The organism is Lacihabitans sp. LS3-19, assembly GCF_024343575.1.
Lineage (GTDB): Bacteria > Bacteroidota > Bacteroidia > Cytophagales > Spirosomataceae > Leadbetterella.
Genome location: NZ_RJUA01000127.1, coordinates 239903 through 254451, shown reverse-complemented (window position 1 = coordinate 254451; position 14549 = coordinate 239903). Strand labels below are relative to the sequence as shown.

The 14549-nt window shown below is 37.8% G+C and carries 15 protein-coding genes; 4 read left to right on the top strand and 11 right to left on the bottom strand.

Annotated elements, in window-relative coordinates; genetic code table 11:
- Positions 1 to 50: 50 nt before the first annotated feature.
- The 3 genes from EGI22_RS21695 to EGI22_RS21685 form a co-directional block, all read right to left on the bottom strand.
- Positions 51 to 959 (bottom strand): PE-PGRS family protein, encoded by a 909-nt coding sequence (locus EGI22_RS21695; RefSeq protein WP_255070622.1) that lies wholly within the window; start codon positions 957 to 959, stop codon positions 51 to 53.
- Positions 960 to 1024: 65 nt separating this feature from the next.
- Positions 1025 to 2059 (bottom strand): ferrochelatase, encoded by a 1035-nt coding sequence (hemH, locus tag EGI22_RS21690; RefSeq protein WP_255070620.1) that lies wholly within the window; start codon positions 2057 to 2059, stop codon positions 1025 to 1027.
- A 2-nt stretch (positions 2060 to 2061) separates the two neighbouring features.
- Positions 2062 to 2799, bottom strand: coding sequence for a hypothetical protein (locus EGI22_RS21685; RefSeq protein ID WP_255070618.1), 738 nt, complete (start codon positions 2797 to 2799; stop codon positions 2062 to 2064).
- Positions 2800 to 2916: 117 nt separating this feature from the next.
- On the opposite strand from EGI22_RS21685, the gene EGI22_RS21680 reads away from it, so the two are divergent.
- Positions 2917 to 3069: a hypothetical protein gene (locus tag EGI22_RS21680; protein WP_255070616.1), complete on the top strand. Its 153-nt coding sequence runs from the start codon at positions 2917 to 2919 to the stop codon at positions 3067 to 3069.
- Positions 3070 to 3115: 46 nt separating this feature from the next.
- Here the strand turns inward: EGI22_RS21680 and EGI22_RS21675 are convergent, their stop codons facing one another.
- Complete coding sequence (locus EGI22_RS21675; RefSeq protein ID WP_255070615.1) at positions 3116 to 5008, bottom strand: amidophosphoribosyltransferase; 1893 nt, start codon at positions 5006 to 5008, stop codon at positions 3116 to 3118.
- A gap of 178 nt (positions 5009 to 5186) precedes the next feature.
- Between EGI22_RS21675 and EGI22_RS21670 the strand changes: the two genes are divergently transcribed.
- Both EGI22_RS21670 and EGI22_RS21665 read left to right on the top strand, forming a co-directional pair.
- The gene (locus tag EGI22_RS21670; RefSeq protein ID WP_255070614.1) at positions 5187 to 5612 is read left to right on the top strand and encodes a hypothetical protein; all 426 of its coding nucleotides are present in this window, start codon (positions 5187 to 5189) and stop codon (positions 5610 to 5612) included.
- 19 nt (positions 5613 to 5631) lie between these two features.
- On the top strand, positions 5632 to 6108 hold the full coding sequence (locus EGI22_RS21665) for a group 1 truncated hemoglobin (protein ID WP_255070613.1): 477 nt from the start codon (positions 5632 to 5634) through the stop codon (positions 6106 to 6108).
- Between the two features lie 57 nt (positions 6109 to 6165).
- Here EGI22_RS21665 and EGI22_RS21660 read toward each other — a convergent pair whose 3' ends face one another.
- The 3 genes from EGI22_RS21660 to EGI22_RS21650 all read right to left on the bottom strand — a co-directional run bounded on the left by EGI22_RS21660 (position 6166) and on the right by EGI22_RS21650 (position 8795).
- On the bottom strand, positions 6166 to 6621 hold the full coding sequence (locus EGI22_RS21660; RefSeq protein ID WP_255070611.1) for a TonB-dependent receptor plug domain-containing protein: 456 nt from the start codon (positions 6619 to 6621) through the stop codon (positions 6166 to 6168).
- Between the two features lie 284 nt (positions 6622 to 6905).
- Positions 6906 to 8630 (bottom strand): GMC oxidoreductase, encoded by a 1725-nt coding sequence (locus tag EGI22_RS21655; protein ID WP_255070610.1) that lies wholly within the window; start codon positions 8628 to 8630, stop codon positions 6906 to 6908.
- Positions 8631 to 8654: 24 nt separating this feature from the next.
- Positions 8655 to 8795 carry a hypothetical protein gene (locus EGI22_RS21650; RefSeq protein ID WP_255070609.1) on the bottom strand — a complete coding sequence of 47 codons (141 nt, stop codon included), beginning with the start codon at positions 8793 to 8795 and terminating at the stop codon, positions 8655 to 8657.
- Positions 8796 to 8900: 105 nt separating this feature from the next.
- Here EGI22_RS21650 and EGI22_RS21645 point away from each other — a divergent pair, with 105 nt between their 5' ends.
- On the top strand, positions 8901 to 9668 hold the full coding sequence (locus EGI22_RS21645) for a LexA family transcriptional regulator (RefSeq protein ID WP_255070608.1): 768 nt from the start codon (positions 8901 to 8903) through the stop codon (positions 9666 to 9668).
- Here the strand turns inward: EGI22_RS21645 and EGI22_RS21640 are convergent.
- From EGI22_RS21640 to EGI22_RS21625, 4 genes are all read right to left on the bottom strand, one after another.
- A complete protein-coding gene (locus EGI22_RS21640; protein WP_255070606.1) occupies positions 9665 to 10993 on the bottom strand; it encodes a hypothetical protein in 1329 nt (442 codons plus the stop codon). The genes EGI22_RS21645 and EGI22_RS21640 overlap by 4 nt on opposite strands.
- 581 nt (positions 10994 to 11574) lie before the next feature.
- Positions 11575 to 12870 (bottom strand): MFS transporter, encoded by a 1296-nt coding sequence (locus tag EGI22_RS21635; protein WP_255070605.1) that lies wholly within the window; start codon positions 12868 to 12870, stop codon positions 11575 to 11577.
- An 11-nt stretch (positions 12871 to 12881) separates the two neighbouring features.
- The gene (locus EGI22_RS21630; protein ID WP_255070604.1) at positions 12882 to 13520 is read right to left on the bottom strand and encodes a bifunctional 4-hydroxy-2-oxoglutarate aldolase/2-dehydro-3-deoxy-phosphogluconate aldolase; all 639 of its coding nucleotides are present in this window, start codon (positions 13518 to 13520) and stop codon (positions 12882 to 12884) included.
- Complete coding sequence (locus tag EGI22_RS21625) at positions 13513 to 14547, bottom strand: sugar kinase (protein ID WP_255070603.1); 1035 nt, start codon at positions 14545 to 14547, stop codon at positions 13513 to 13515. The genes EGI22_RS21630 and EGI22_RS21625 overlap by 8 nt, the downstream gene beginning before the upstream one ends.
- Between the last annotated feature and the right edge of the window lie 2 nt (positions 14548 to 14549).

Genomic DNA, 14549 nt, shown 5'->3' with positions numbered 1-14549 from the left:
AAATTTATGTTGTAAAAAAAGTGTTTTGAAATCTTTCAAAACACTTTTTTTTATTTCTTTGAATAGTAATATAGTTTGGGCACGGCTGCTTGTTCAGCTCTTTCACTTATTGTAAAGTAGCCTTTAGCATTAATGTCCCAACAAATAGCTTCACCTTGTGGTTCTTGAATATAAGGTAAGCCAATGTCTCTGGTTCTTGATATAGCTTGAAAAATCGTTTCCCCTTTTTTGAGTTTCCAATAAAAAGCTGCTAAGTAGGTTTTTAGAAGTATTTCATCACCAGAAGTAGAAATGTCCCCAGCGGTAATCCCCCAATAGGGTATTGTGCCCAAAAACTGGGCTTCAAAAGAAGTGTTAACAGGCTGTGGATATTTTAGTAAAAACACTTTTACATTAAACTCATCTTTAGTAATCACATACAAATCTTTAGTTTTTGGGTCTAAAAGTAATGTTTCCGCATTGATGGTTTGCTTATTTGGATAATGATAAATGATGGTTTCAAAATCATTTATATCTTTTTGATTGGCATCGGGCTCAGGGAATCTATAAATATAATATTCATTAAAATCTCCATTGTTGTCTCCAATATCCGCAGCATAAACATAATTTACACCTTCGATTGGGCCTACTCCAGTTGCAATATCTTCCCAATCCCGGTTATTTCCAGCAAAATTTACAAATCTTAGATATGCTCCTGTACTGGAGAAAATATGAAGGCCTGGTTTTGCTTGGCTGTCATCATGGACAAATAATTGTCCAGGGAAACTATGCGAAGGGGCTATTCCAGATGCTTCGTTAGTTTTGTTTGCGGGAGTATCAAAAATCTGCGGATTAGCATTAAAACTCGGAAGTATTGCTGTAGAATCTATAGGGTCAACTGTTCCGCCACCACCATCGCCAAACAAAAAACAGGAATTTAATCCAACACTTAAAACAAACAGCCCGAATATTTTCTTCAAAATCAATTTTATCTTATTAGGATTCTAACGCAAAAAAGATACCTTTCGATAATATTTGCAAGAATTTATTTTTTTACGGTATTTTCAAACACCAATTCTTCTAAAAGGTCCACCCAGTTTTCAGAATCATTCAAACTTTCTACTAAATCCCATTTCTCACCACCATGCTCTTCAAACAACTCTTTGTATTCGTCTCCAACTTCTATTGTAGTTTCAAGACAATCAGATACAAATGCAGGAGAAAAAGCCAATACTGACTTGATTCCTTTTTGGCCAAATTCTTTAATGACGTCGTCGCTATAAGGTTTTATCCAAGGTGTTTTACCCAGTCTTGATTGAAAACTTGTGGTATATGTTCCTTCTTTTAGACCTAAAGCCTCTACCAATAACCTAGTTGTTTCAAAACATTGTGCTCTATAACAGTGCTGGTTTTTTTCGTTGATTTGGTTGCAACATGTGCCAAACTTACATACATTGTGACAATCCCCTTTGGTCAATTGACGCTCAGGTATACCATGATATGAAAACAAGAAATGCTCATAATCAAACTTATCCATGTGTTTTTTAGCATTGGCAACAAAGCCAGCTATATATTTTGGATTTGAATAAAAATGATTTACTATTGAGAATTCAGGAATTATAAGCCACTTGGAAATAATCTCAAAAACTTTTTGGTACACAGAGCCTGTAGATGCCGAGGCGTAATGTGGGAAAAGTGGAATTACAATCAATTTCTTGATTCCAGCAGTCTGAAATTCATCCAACTTAGATTGTATGGAAGGATTTTGATAACGCATGGCAAGTTTTACGACATAATCCTCACCAAGTCTAGCTTGAAGGTCTTTTTCGTTGGCCATACCATATATTTTCAAAGGAGAACCATTTTCTAGCCAAAGTTCTTTGTAAATTTTGGCAGATTTTGGAGCCCTAAAAGGAGCAATTATTGCGTTTACTAATAACCATCTTGGAATAGTTGGGATATCAATCACGCGTTCGTCCCAAAGAAATTCCCTTAGATATTTTCTAACGTCAGGTACGCTAGGGGAGTCAGGCGTTCCTAAATTAACCAATAATACCCCTGTCTTTAATGTTTTACTCACTTTTATAATTCTGGTTTCTTAAAATCCTCAAAAACTTTCTCGTCTACTTTATTATATACGGCAATATCTGTCAATTTGCGTTCACCTCTATCACCTGAAAGTAAAATTTTGCCATAAGGCTTATAATCTTTCCAAGGCATGGTAAATCTAGGTTTTTCGTCAGTGTATTTAGAAAAATGGCTCCACTGACTGATAAGATGTGAATTTTTATCAAAATAAATCCAATATTTATTATCTGGTGTTACGCCAACTTCTTTAAAAGTCATCTCCAAATATTCCGCATCATTTCCGTCTTGTGTCTTAGTTTCTCCCATATATTTCAGACTTACGCCAGGGTCATCAAGTTTCCAAGGCATTACCAACCAATAGGAATGATTAATCCAAATTCTTCTAGCATCCTCCAAAAATTTATTGAGGCTGTCTGGGTGAGTTTGCACTTCACCTTTTTTAAGGATTTTACCTGTTTTATCGTTTAAATTGAGAATATATACGGAGTTTTCTTTCAAAAAGTCTATTCTTACTCTACTTTTTTGTTTATCCCAGATCAGGGACTGATTTCCGAAAAATGTCCATTGGATATATCTTGTTTTATCATAGTTTTTTTTGCCACCCATAGCTTCGAGAACCCCCTTCTTTAAGGATTCTACATCTTGAGCTGTAGATTTAAGGCTAAAAAAGCTTAAAATAAATACAAAAAGTATTTTTTTTAGAATACTGCATTTTGTCATATTATTTCTCATTTTTTGTACTGTATTTTATACTTTGAAACTGAAAAATTTCCGGAAAATAAAAAACTAAAAATATTTTTTGCGAATTTTCGCTCAATTGTTACATTTGTCCAATATTCTTTGAAATCAATGAAAACCTCGAATCAAACAACAGAATCTACAAAAAACCAATCTTTAAGTATTAAAGATTGTCTAAAGCTTATTGGTATTAAAGAACTTACTGCCAATATTTATGCTATTCCGAAAGGTGACCACTTGAGAAAAACAGGTCTATCTGCTTAAAGTTACTTTTACGTTTAATTTTAAAACTAACTTAGAAACCAATTGTTTAATAAGCTCTCACTAACTTTCCTTCCATAAAATTTATGAAAGCTTTATTTACTACTTTATTACCACCTGGAGTAGGATAATTACCAGTAAAATACCAATCCCCAAGATGGTTTGGACTTGCTTGATGCAAGTTGTCCACAGTTTGATAAACCACAGCTACTTCAGCTTCAATACCTTCTGGACTGATAATCTGAGCGATTTTGTTAGAAATGTCTTCATCTGAGAAAGGTTCAAAAAGAGCTTTTACCAAATTTTCGTGATGCAAAGTGCCATTTTGTTGACGGATAATAGCTTCTCTGTATACTTCTTCTTTTTTATACTCGATACCCCTTTCTTTCAACAAAGCCAACATTGCCCTAAATGCCACAAATTCTTTCACTTTAGACATGTCTATACCATAGCAGTCTGGGTAGCGGATTTGTGGAGCAGAAGAAACTATTACAATCTTTTTAGGCCCTAATCTATCCAAAAGCCTAAGGATACTTTTCTCTAATGTGGTGCCTCTTACTATTGAATCATCAATAATAACCAAAGTGTCTATTTTTTTTCTGATTACCCCATGTGTCATTTCATACACGTGCGAGACCATCTCAGAGCGGTCGTCGTCGTTAGTGATAAATGTCCTCAGTTTTACATCTTTCGAAACCAATTTTTCAAATCTTGGTTTGAAGTTGAGTAATTTATCAAGTTCTTCATCCGTGAGTTTACCAGATTTTATACGCTCTTTTCTCCATTCAGCTAAATGATCTTCAATGCCCTCAACCATACCATAGAAGGCCGCCTCGGCAGTATTCGGAATGTATGAAAATACTGTATTTTCTAAATCGTAATCGATTTCTTTTAATATCTGAGGAATCAATAAACGTCCAAGAGCTTTTCTTTCTTGGTAAATACTTGGATCTGAGCCTCTTGAAAAGTATATACGCTCAAAACTACAAGATTTACGCTCCACTTTTGGTAAAATATTGAATTCGCCGAATTCGCCATATTTATCAATAATCAATGCACTTCCAGGCGTGATTTCTACTATTTGGTCATATTTGGCACCAAAAGCGGCTTTTATTGCTACTCGCTCAGAGGCCACCACTATTACTTCCTCATCGTACCAATAGTAAGCTGGCCTGATACCTGCTGGGTCACGCACTACAAATGAAGCACCGAAACCCGTAACGCCTGCCATAGCATACCCGCCGTCAAAATCACGACATGAACGGTGCAAGACACGCTGCATGTCCATGTTGTCTTCTATAATATCGCTTAAAGCTGGATTCTCATAGATTCCTTTGAAACGCTCAAAAACTCTTTGGTTTTCTTCATCTAAAAAGTGACCTATTTTTTCTAAAACAGTAATAGTATCTCCTTGGTCTTTTGGATGTTGTCCCAGTTGTACTAGCTTTCTGAATAATTCGTCAGCATTGGTCATGTTAAAGTTTCCCGCACACACCAAATTTCTACTTCTCCAATTGCTTTGGCGAAGCATCGGGTGGCAGTTTTCTATCTCGTTGCGACCGTGAGTACCATATCTCAAATGGCCCAACCATACTTCGCCCGAAAATGCTATATTTTTTTGAAGCCAAGCAGAATCTTTAAGTTTTTCAGGACTCTCTTTTTGGACTTCAAGATATTTCTCGTTGATTTTTTTGAAAATATCGACAACCGGCCGATTTTCAACTGAGCGGTAGCGGCTAATGTATCTGCTACCTGGAGGAACTTCAATCTTTACGTTAGCTACACCTGCACCATCTTGACCACGGTTGGTCTGTTTTTCCATCAAAACATACAGTCTGTTAACTGCATAGAGAGGTGTGCCATATTTCTCGATGTAGTATTCGAGAGGTTTTCGGAGCCGAATGAGGGCAATGCCGCATTCGTGTTTGATAGCGTCGCTCATAATATTTTTTGGGTGTGTAAACCTAAAATTTTACACATTTTTTTAAGACTACAAAGGTCAAAATATTTAAAGTCTAGACCAAATTAAAACTCAAATATTTATGGTATTGAAAAAATATTTATAAAAAATCAATCCAAAATTAAACCTGAGGCGTATGTGAGTGAAAACATCTATTAAAATGAAAATAATAAGTAAAACATTAAAAGTAATTGGAATAAGTATTGGCGTGTTTTTCATTGCTTTTTTGGTATATGCAAATTGGGAACCTAAACCGCTTCATGCTTACGCCAAAAACTCTCAGCTGTCTATCTATAAATTAAATGAGGAAGCCGATGAGGCACAATTTGAATATTTGAATGATAAAATTGAAAAAATAAAAGGGATTTCTGCTGTAGCTGGAAATGTTGATAGTCAGATGCTGTCAGTAGTTTTTTATCCAGATGAGATTACAGAGAGTAAAGTAAATGACATTTTAAAATCTGAGAACTTGAAATTTGAGAAGGCAGATTTTAGTACAGACACGCCTCCAGGGCCTCAATGCCCCGTTCCGATGGAGTATATTCAGAATTTAGAAAAAATAAAATTTGCATTTAATATTCGTTAAACATAAACAAAGTACAATTATGAAAATGGTAAAAATTTCTGTTATAGCCTTAGTAATGGGCCTAAGTTTTACATCATGTAATAAAGATGAGGAAATGGCCACCACACCTTCGCTTTATGATAGATTAGGAGGAGTAAGTGCTATCTCAGCAGTAGTGGATGAATTTATTGGTAGGGTAGCTGCAAATCCAGACATGGTTAGAACGTTCCAACCTTTGCTAACCGAAGTGGGCGAAAAAGGTGCGAACTCTCCAAGATTGATCTCTTTGAGACAAAACCTGATTGACCAAATAGGCGAGGCATCAGGTGGGCCACAAAAATATACTGGAAAAAGTATGGTGGCCGCACATACTGGAATGAACATTACTGAGGTTGAATTCAACTCATTGGCTGGAAATCTTTCAGGTGCATTGGATAAGTTTAGTGTGCCGATGACTGAAAAGAATGAGCTTTTGACGGTAATTGGTAGCTTAAAACCTTCGATTGTAGCAAAATAATTTTCATGGGAATAGGGGTAATAGAACACCTCCGAGCATTGCTTGGTGGTGTTTTTTTTAATTTCCGCTTTTCAATGTTATTACAATCACCCCATTTGCACCCCTAGAGCCATAAATGCCAGTACTTGATGCATCTTTTAAGACTGAAACAGATTTAATATCATTGGTATTTATACTCTGAAATAGTGAGCTAAAATTTCCAGAATAGCTAGTGCCATTGAGTACAAATAAAGGCTCCATGTTTGCATTCAAACTAGAAGCACCTCTAATTAAAATTTCGGCATTTGCACCATCACCTCTTACTGATACGCCAGGCACTTTTCTAAGATAGACATCGAGCGAAATATTGTTTCCAAGCTCTTTTACTTCTGTAGCCGACCCAGTATAGTTTCCCCCATTTTGAGAACTATAACCATCATTAATATTATCTTTTCTTTTGTTGGTTTTTGGCGTAGATGTGGTGGCACAAGCGGACAAAATCCAAATACATACAAATAGGAGTTTTAATTTCATTTTTTTGAGAAAAAATAAGCTAAAGAAAGATGAATGTAAAGTTTATATATGCTAAATCCTATTTATAGCGAAATAATAGAATTCAACTGAGTACTCGATTTTATAAAAAAACAAAATCAGAACTAACACTTTTTTATTGAAATCATTAGTTTTTATATAAAGAACTAGTAGAGATAATTTTGTCTGCCAATTTCAGATAAATTGTTGAGAAGTATGAAAAAAAACTTTCTTACCTACTTGCGGTAGTTGATTTTTGTTTTTTTGCTCCTAGCAAACTAATTGCCTCATAAATTCATGCGTTTCAACTCGCTCACTGCATGCTCACAGGCACGAGCGGTCAGGGCCATATAGGTTAGAGAAGGATTTACACAGTTTGATGAAGTCATACAGGCTCCGTCTGTAACATATACATTTTCGCATCCCCAAACTTGATTGTTGGCATTGAGTACCGAGGTTTTTGGGTCTCTACCCATGCGTGCAGTTCCCATTTCGTGTTTAGATAGTCCCAAATGGAAATCTTCTTTTTTATAGGATTTTACATTTTTATAACCTGCGGCTTCGAGCATTTCGGCAGCATCGTTTTGCATGTCCACCCTCATTTTTTGCTCATTTTCTTTTATTTCAGCATCGAATACTATTTTAGGTAATCCAAATTGATCTTTTTCGCTTTCGTGGAGATACATTTTGTTATCTTCATAAGGCAAGCACTCACCAAACGACCCTATGTTTATGTTCCAACCTCCCACAGAAGAGGCTTGTTCTTTGAGTTCTGCTCCAAACATGTCTCCTGGTAGATGTTTGCTCCAGCCAGCTCTGCCAGCACCTCCCTGAAAATCAAAACCACGGAGGTAATCTCTTTTGTCGTTACCAATATTTCTGAACCTTGGCACAAAGATGCCATTGGCTCGGCGGCCAAAATAATATTTATCTTCAAATCCCTCAACATCTGCCGAAGCCCCCACTCGCGAATGATGGTCCATTAAGTTACGGCCTAATTGTCCGCTTTCGTTTCCTAGCCCGTTGGTAAATTTCGAAGAGGTTGAATTGAGCATAATTTGGGTGGTTGCCACTGTGGAGGCATTCAGGAAGATTACTTTGGCATAGAATTTTAATTCTTCTTTGGTTTCGGCGTCTACTACTTCCACACCTTCGGCTTTTTGCGTGTTTTCGTTTATGATAACGCTCGAGACGACAGAATATGGCCGCAAAGTCAGGTTTCCTGTCTTCATAGCTGCTGGCAGTGTAGCTGCTTGTGTACTAAAATACGCACCATAAGGGCAGCCAGAGGAGCATGCGTTGCGGTATTGGCACGAAGCTCTTCCAAGAGCTGTTTGTTCGTCAGTCGCTTGGGTGATATGTGCCACTCGGCCCATGGTTATTATTCTATCACGGCCATATTTGGCTTTCATTTTTTCTTTGAAGCTTTCTTCTACGCAGTTCATTTGCATGGCTGGCTGAAACACGCTGTCGGGCATGTGGGGAATTTTTTCATAACTGCCACTTACACCTATAAACTTCTCGACATAAGCATACCAAGGCTCGATGTCTTTATAGCGTATCGGCCAATCGATGGCTATCCCTTCTCTTGCATTGGCTTCAAAGTCAAAGTCGCTCCAACGAAATACCATCCTTCCCCACAGCAAAGATTTGCCTCCCACACCAGCACCTCGATACCAGTCAAAGGGCTTTTTGCTGATGTACGGACTTACGTCTTCGGGTAACCAAAAGTCTTGGTTTGCTTCGTTGATGGGGTAGTTTCCTTCGGAGCTTTGTACGGGGAATTTCTCTTTTAACTCTTTGGTGACTTTGTTTCTGTGTTCTAGCTCCCAAGGAGCTTTGAGGGCGTTTTTGTAGTCTTCTATATGTTTTATATCTCTGCCTCTTTCGAGTAGTAATACTTTAAGCCCATTTTCGCAAAGTTCTTTTGCGGCCCAGCCACCGCTTATTCCTGAGCCCACTACTATGGCGTCATAGGTGATTTTGTCTTTGGCGTCGATATTGAGATTCATCTTATATTTGGTTGAAATTGAGCTTCAAAGATAATCAAAACCTATTTGTTTGTCTATTGTACTCATGTCTGATTTTGGTGTTTTTTTGCCACCCATCGCCAACATCTGTGTCCTCACAGACGGTTTGGCGAGTGCGGTGCGTGATGTTTGTGTTACCTCAAACATTTGCTAAACATCGGTTGGTAAATAATTTAGCAAAATGAGATTTATTGGTTTGGTATTTTGGTTTTTACTTAAAAAATTACCAGATTTATGCCTAAATATTTAGCAATGAAGAAAATAAGTAAGAATATAGCCCATTTGCGTCATTTGAGAGGTGTTTCACAAGAATACCTTGCCAATGATCTTAATATCACGAGGTCGCGATTAAGCTCTTGGGAAGAGCATAGGGCTGAGCCACCTATTGATTTGATAGTTAGACTTTCGGAGTATTTCAATGTTTCGATAGATTCATTGTTGAAAATTGACCTTACTAAAGTTAATGATCTGCGAGATTTACTAAAAATTGGGGGCAACAGGATATTGTTTCCGGTGATGGTGGATGGTGAGGGGAAAGATTTGGTGGAGTTGGTGCCCATTAGGGCTTCGGCTGGATATTTGCAAGGCTACAGTGATGAGTCTTTTATCGAAAGTCTGCCGCGTATTTCTTTGCCTTTTACGGACTCGGGAAAGTTTAGGGGTTTCCCGATTCAGGGTGATTCTATGCCGCCAATAGAACAAGGTGCCTACATAATAGGCAAATACGTGGAAGAATTGACCGACATAAAAGATGGAAAAACTTACGTAGTGCTTACGCAAAACGATGGCTTGGTTTATAAGAGGCTTTATAATAAGTTAGAAGAGGATGGTACCATTCATTTGCATTCAGACAATAAAGCGTATTATCCTTACCAAGTTAAACCAGAGGAGGTTTTTGAGCTTTGGAGTTTTGTATGCAGTCTTAATCCATCAGATAGTCCGATAAGTGATTTAGTATATAATTCTATACAGAACCTACAGGCAGATGTGGCCGAACTGAAAAATCAACGCATAGCTTAGTAATACTGTTTTTGTTTTTTTGTGGTATACAGAATCACTAAAAGTGAGATCAGCGTGAGCAAATATAATATTGAGACTATGTTTGGTTGAAAAATAAAGATTTCATAAGGTAATATATCTCCTTTGAAAATCTTTGCCGCACCTTCGATGTTTAGAAAATACGCTAGACTTATCAGGATATACGGGATGTAGTGTTTGCTATACAGAGCGTAAGCTCCTGCAAATAGTATAGCTGAATGTATATATCTGGAATGCATCTGGGTGTTGAAATAGAAAAATACGATAGGTAATATCGTGCCTATCAATAGGGCTTTTTCAGTTGATATTTTTTTTGGTTTTTGCTTTAAAATGATACCAAGGGCGATGTTGGAGAATGTTGGCCAAAGGGTAATAAACGAAAACAAACAAAAAAACAGAAAGCCAATAGTGTTGTAGCTTAGTCCGCCTATACCAAATCCGTCGTGCATCTGAAAGGGTTCGTTGAAAATCAAAGCCCACAGATTGTATGCTCCCATAGATACATAAGTGTACCTTCCTATCGAGGTTTTTATCACATTGATTACCACCAACAGGTCACCAGCTAAATAAAAAGGAAGAAGTATGCAAACTTGAACCACTAAAGACGGCAAAAGCCATTTTATAATGTTTTTTATTGAAAAATTTCCTACGAGCTTGTTGGTGTTGAGTAAAAATATCAACGGTATGAATATCAGGGCTTGGATTTTTAGATTCAATGCCAATGTTAATGCCAGTAAACTTATTCCGGGCTTTTCTTTAATGGCATAATATACTGAAATAAAGGAGAAACAAGTATAAATGCCGTCTATTTGTCCATAGATGATGTTGTTGTAGAAATAGGCTATGTTGAATAATATAAATAGGGTAGAGCTGAAGGCCTTCCAGTTTGTCTTGAAGGTACCTCTGACTATGAGATATAGAAAATATCCACCAATAACTTCGAAGAACAAAGTGATGTATTTGATTTTGTTTATGCCTAATACAATGCTTTCGGTATCACCACCTTGAAGTACGGCATATACATAAAGCATGTAATGGTATAGCGGTGGATAGTCCACGCCAAACTTGTAGATATTTTGAAGGCCGTTGTTGTAAATGTAATTGGACCATGTGATCCAACAGGTACGGTCGTATTTTCCGGGTGGGGCGGTGTTTGGAGTTATTGCGACATAGAGGAAGAATATGGCAATAAAGCCTAACAACAACCATCTCTCAGATACGGTAGCTTTAGTTATCATGTTTCTGTTTTTATAGGTTGCAATAGAATCAATGGGACGCTCTATTGCGATGTAAAGTTTTGCTCTCAATATCCAATATATTTGTATTCAGGTACTTATATATCGGGGTGCTAATCTACAGTGCTAGTATTGTTCTTGCCTAATTTTCGCCACAAAATTTAATCCAACGGTTACAATGCATCAGGTTTTTTATCCTGCGGTGTATTTTTTTGTGCTTATTTTTTGGGAAATTTAGTTTTTTTAATGCGGGTTGTTAATTGTTTTCAGTGATTTTTGCTGTTGACGATTTTGGGTTTTAGATGCTTTTTTGATGATAATTTCTGTCTTATTTTCGGCCAGGGATAGTAGTGAAAAGCCCACAGCTGGCGTAGCCGCGAGGACTTGTAACGGATAGCCCGGTGCTTTAGCAGGCCGCATGATTGGTATTCTACCCTGTCTTTCGATTTGGTTTAGTGGAGATTTTGGTTGTGATGTCGCCAATGTTTGGTGAGGACACAAACATTGGCGACAATGAGATGTTTGATGACGATGAAATGTTTGCGAGGACACAAACATTGGCGGCACAAACATGAGACACAGAAGCTTTGGGGTAAAAAAAATAGTTGCCTGAGAGACAACTATTTTTACGAAATGTATGATTGTGGTTTTGTTTATAATTCTACTTTGTTCATTCTTGGTACCAAGAAATGCATAATTAGCCATGCTAAAAGATACGCCGCTCCACAAATCCAAAACATGATGAAGTAGGCGGTTTCTATTTGACCAAGTTCTCTATAATAAACAAACATGTTTTTTTGAACGGCCCATGTTAGCAATATTCCGCCCATGCCACCTGCCATTCCACCTATTCCTGTTACGGAAGCTGTGGCTTTTTTAGGGAACATGTCTGATACTGTGGTGAATATGTTGGCACTCCAGGCTTGGTGTGCTGCTGCAGCTATGCCTATTACTAACACTGCTAGCCACATGTTAATAGAGCCTGCCCACTGTGAAATAACTACTGGAAAAACGAACATTGCAAATATAAACATAGAGGTTTTTCGGGCTTTGAATGCTGGCCAATTTCTATTGATAAATGCCATAGGTAAATATCCGCCTCCTACACTTCCAATCGTAGATATTAGATATACTACTGCCACTGGAATGGTCATTTCCATCAATGTGAGTTTGTATTCGCTTTGTAAAAAGTCAGGCAACCAGAATAGGTAAAACCACCATACTGGGTCAGTTAGGAATTTGCCTATGGCGAATGCCCAAGTTTGTCTATATCCTAGTAGTTTTATCCATGGTACTTTTTCGGTGTTTTCTTCTAATGCTTGGTCTTCTTTGTCTGAGTGTATATAATCAAACTCTGCTTTACTTAGTTTTTTTGAATCTTGCGGTGAAGTATAATATAGTTGCCATAATACCAACCAAATGAATCCTATAAGACCTGTAAGTATAAATGCCCACTGCCATCCCCAATAAACGGCTATCAGAGGTACGGTAAGTGGGGCTACAATGGCTCCGATGTTTGTGCCTGAGTTGAATATTCCTGTTGCTAATGCTCTTTCTTTTTTCGGAAACCATTCTGCTGTACTTTTTATGGCCGCTGGGAAATTGCCAGCTTCGGTTACACCTAATGCCGCTCTGGCTATCATAAATCCAAAGGCTGAGTTGGCAAATGCATGGCCTACTGCAGCTAAACTCCAAAGGCCTGTGGCCACTGCATAACCTTTTTTGGTGCCTAGTTTGTCTACAACTCTACCTGCTATGAGCATACCAAAGCTATAGAAAAGTTTGAAGGCGATTTCGATGTTGGCGTAGTCACCATCGTCCCATTTTAGGTCAGTCGATAGAACTGATTTTAGTAAACTGATTACCTGTCTGTCGAGGTAGTTTACAGTGGTGGCAAAAAACACCAGAGCACAGATGGTCCAGCGATAATTTCCGATTTTGTTGTTCATATTTCTCGGGTTTAGGGTTGAATGTAAGTAAATAATTCTTTCACTTTATTTTTAAAAACGTCTATGTCTCCAAAGTCTTTGAATAGCTGCGAACCTAAGCCTACTGCATTAGCTCCTGCCCCAAACCATTCTTTTAGGCTGGCTTCCGTAGGTTCTACGCCACCTGTTACCATTATTTTTACGTCGGGCATGGGTCCTCTAAGGGCTTTTACATAGGCTGATCCCACTACACTGCCAGGAAATATTTTTACGGCATCAGCTCCAATGGCCAGTGCTTGGTATATTTCGGTTGGTGTAAGTACGCCTGGAATCCAAGCTATATTGTGTTTTACGCAAACATCTCCTACTTCTTTGGTGGTGCCTGGTTGAACTATAAAATCTGCCCCCATTGCTATGTAATCTTCGGCCGTTTTTGCATCTACTATGGTGCCGATTCCCAAGATCATTTCGGGGAAATTTTGTTTTACGTAGGGAACTAAAGCCGCAAATACTGTTTTTGCCAATATTCCTCTATTTGTAAATTCGAATACTCTGATTCCCCCTTCATAACATGCTTGTATAATGTTTTTTGTATGCTCCAGATCTGGACTATAAAAAACAGGCACGAGTGGTTTTTCTATTATCAGCTTTAAAATATCTTCTTTAGTCATTTACAAACATTGTTTTTAAGATTCCGTTTACGTCTTCTACTTTTTGTTTTGAGGCATCTCCGAGCTCGTTTAATTTACCGATAGCTGCTGCCGCTGCAAAGTCTATTATATCCTGTGGTTTATGATTTTCGTAAAATCCATAAATTAGGCCTGCCATAAAACAATCACCGCTCCCTACTTTGTCTATCACTTTTTCTTTCTCGAAGTGAGGTGAAACGTACAGCTGATTTTCGGTAAAAAGCGTGGTGTAATACTCTATTCCTTCTGTTCCAAAATCAAACCGAAAGGTATTAGCGACAGATTTACAATTATTAAATTTAAGCAAAATTTCTTTAGAAACTAATTCAGCATGCAAAAGATAGTCTTCTTTCGAGGCATTGTTTATAGCTATGTTTGCATCGAGGCTGATTCCTAAAAGTTTATTTGCCGCCCAAAGATTCCCCATAATTAAGTCGCAATATTCTACCAGTTGCGGCATAATGTCAATAGGTTCTTTGCCATATTTCCAAAGTTTAGCTCGGTAGTTTAGGTCTACTGAAACTTTTACATTGTGTTTTTTAGCCTCTTGGAGTGCTTCTAGAGATAAATCTGCTATGCTTTGGTTTAAAGCCGGGCTGATTGCACTGAAATGTAACCATTCTACATCTTCGTATACTTCAGCCCAATTTATTGTTCCTGGTTTTAGTTCCGAAAAAGATGAGTGTGCTCGGTCATATATCACACCAGAGTTTTTGAGGTCTGCTCCTTGTGGGAGAAAATAAATCCCTACTCTTTCTCCCGAGTGGATTATTTTGTTTGTGCCAATATTCCTTTTTGAAATGGCATCGATAATTTCATCAGATAGTGAGTTGTTTGGCAGTGCAGTTAGGCATTCAGCTGGAACATGCCAGTTAGCCAACGCAGTAGCCGTGTTTAACTCTGCTCCACCTATGTAAGTAGGGATGCTGCTGTTTTTGACCCAGCCAAGATTCATTTCTGGCGACATCCTCAACAATACTTCTCCAAAAGCCAAAACTTTCTTTTTCATAT

What these genes read in the sequence shown, in the direction of transcription:
- EGI22_RS21665 (WP_255070613.1), top strand. Translation starts at nt 5,632, where the DNA reads ATGAAAATGGTAAAAATTTCTGTTATAGCCTTAGTAATGGGCCTAAGT.
- EGI22_RS21670 (WP_255070614.1), top strand. Translation starts at nt 5,187, where the DNA reads ATGAAAATAATAAGTAAAACATTAAAAGTAATTGGAATAAGTATTGGC.
- EGI22_RS21655 (WP_255070610.1), bottom strand. Translation starts at nt 8,630, where the DNA reads ATGAATCTCAATATCGACGCCAAAGACAAAATCACCTATGACGCCATA.
- EGI22_RS21660 (WP_255070611.1), bottom strand. Translation starts at nt 6,621, where the DNA reads ATGAAATTAAAACTCCTATTTGTATGTATTTGGATTTTGTCCGCTTGT.
- EGI22_RS21685 (WP_255070618.1), bottom strand. Translation starts at nt 2,799, where the DNA reads ATGAGAAATAATATGACAAAATGCAGTATTCTAAAAAAAATACTTTTT.
- EGI22_RS21630 (WP_255070604.1), bottom strand. Translation starts at nt 13,520, where the DNA reads ATGACTAAAGAAGATATTTTAAAGCTGATAATAGAAAAACCACTCGTG.
- EGI22_RS21650 (WP_255070609.1), bottom strand. Translation starts at nt 8,795, where the DNA reads ATGTTTGAGGTAACACAAACATCACGCACCGCACTCGCCAAACCGTCT.
- EGI22_RS21680 (WP_255070616.1), top strand. Translation starts at nt 2,917, where the DNA reads ATGAAAACCTCGAATCAAACAACAGAATCTACAAAAAACCAATCTTTA.
- EGI22_RS21635 (WP_255070605.1), bottom strand. Translation starts at nt 12,870, where the DNA reads ATGAACAACAAAATCGGAAATTATCGCTGGACCATCTGTGCTCTGGTG.
- EGI22_RS21645 (WP_255070608.1), top strand. Translation starts at nt 8,901, where the DNA reads ATGAAGAAAATAAGTAAGAATATAGCCCATTTGCGTCATTTGAGAGGT.
- EGI22_RS21675 (WP_255070615.1), bottom strand. Translation starts at nt 5,008, where the DNA reads ATGAGCGACGCTATCAAACACGAATGCGGCATTGCCCTCATTCGGCTC.
- EGI22_RS21625 (WP_255070603.1), bottom strand. Translation starts at nt 14,547, where the DNA reads ATGAAAAAGAAAGTTTTGGCTTTTGGAGAAGTATTGTTGAGGATGTCG.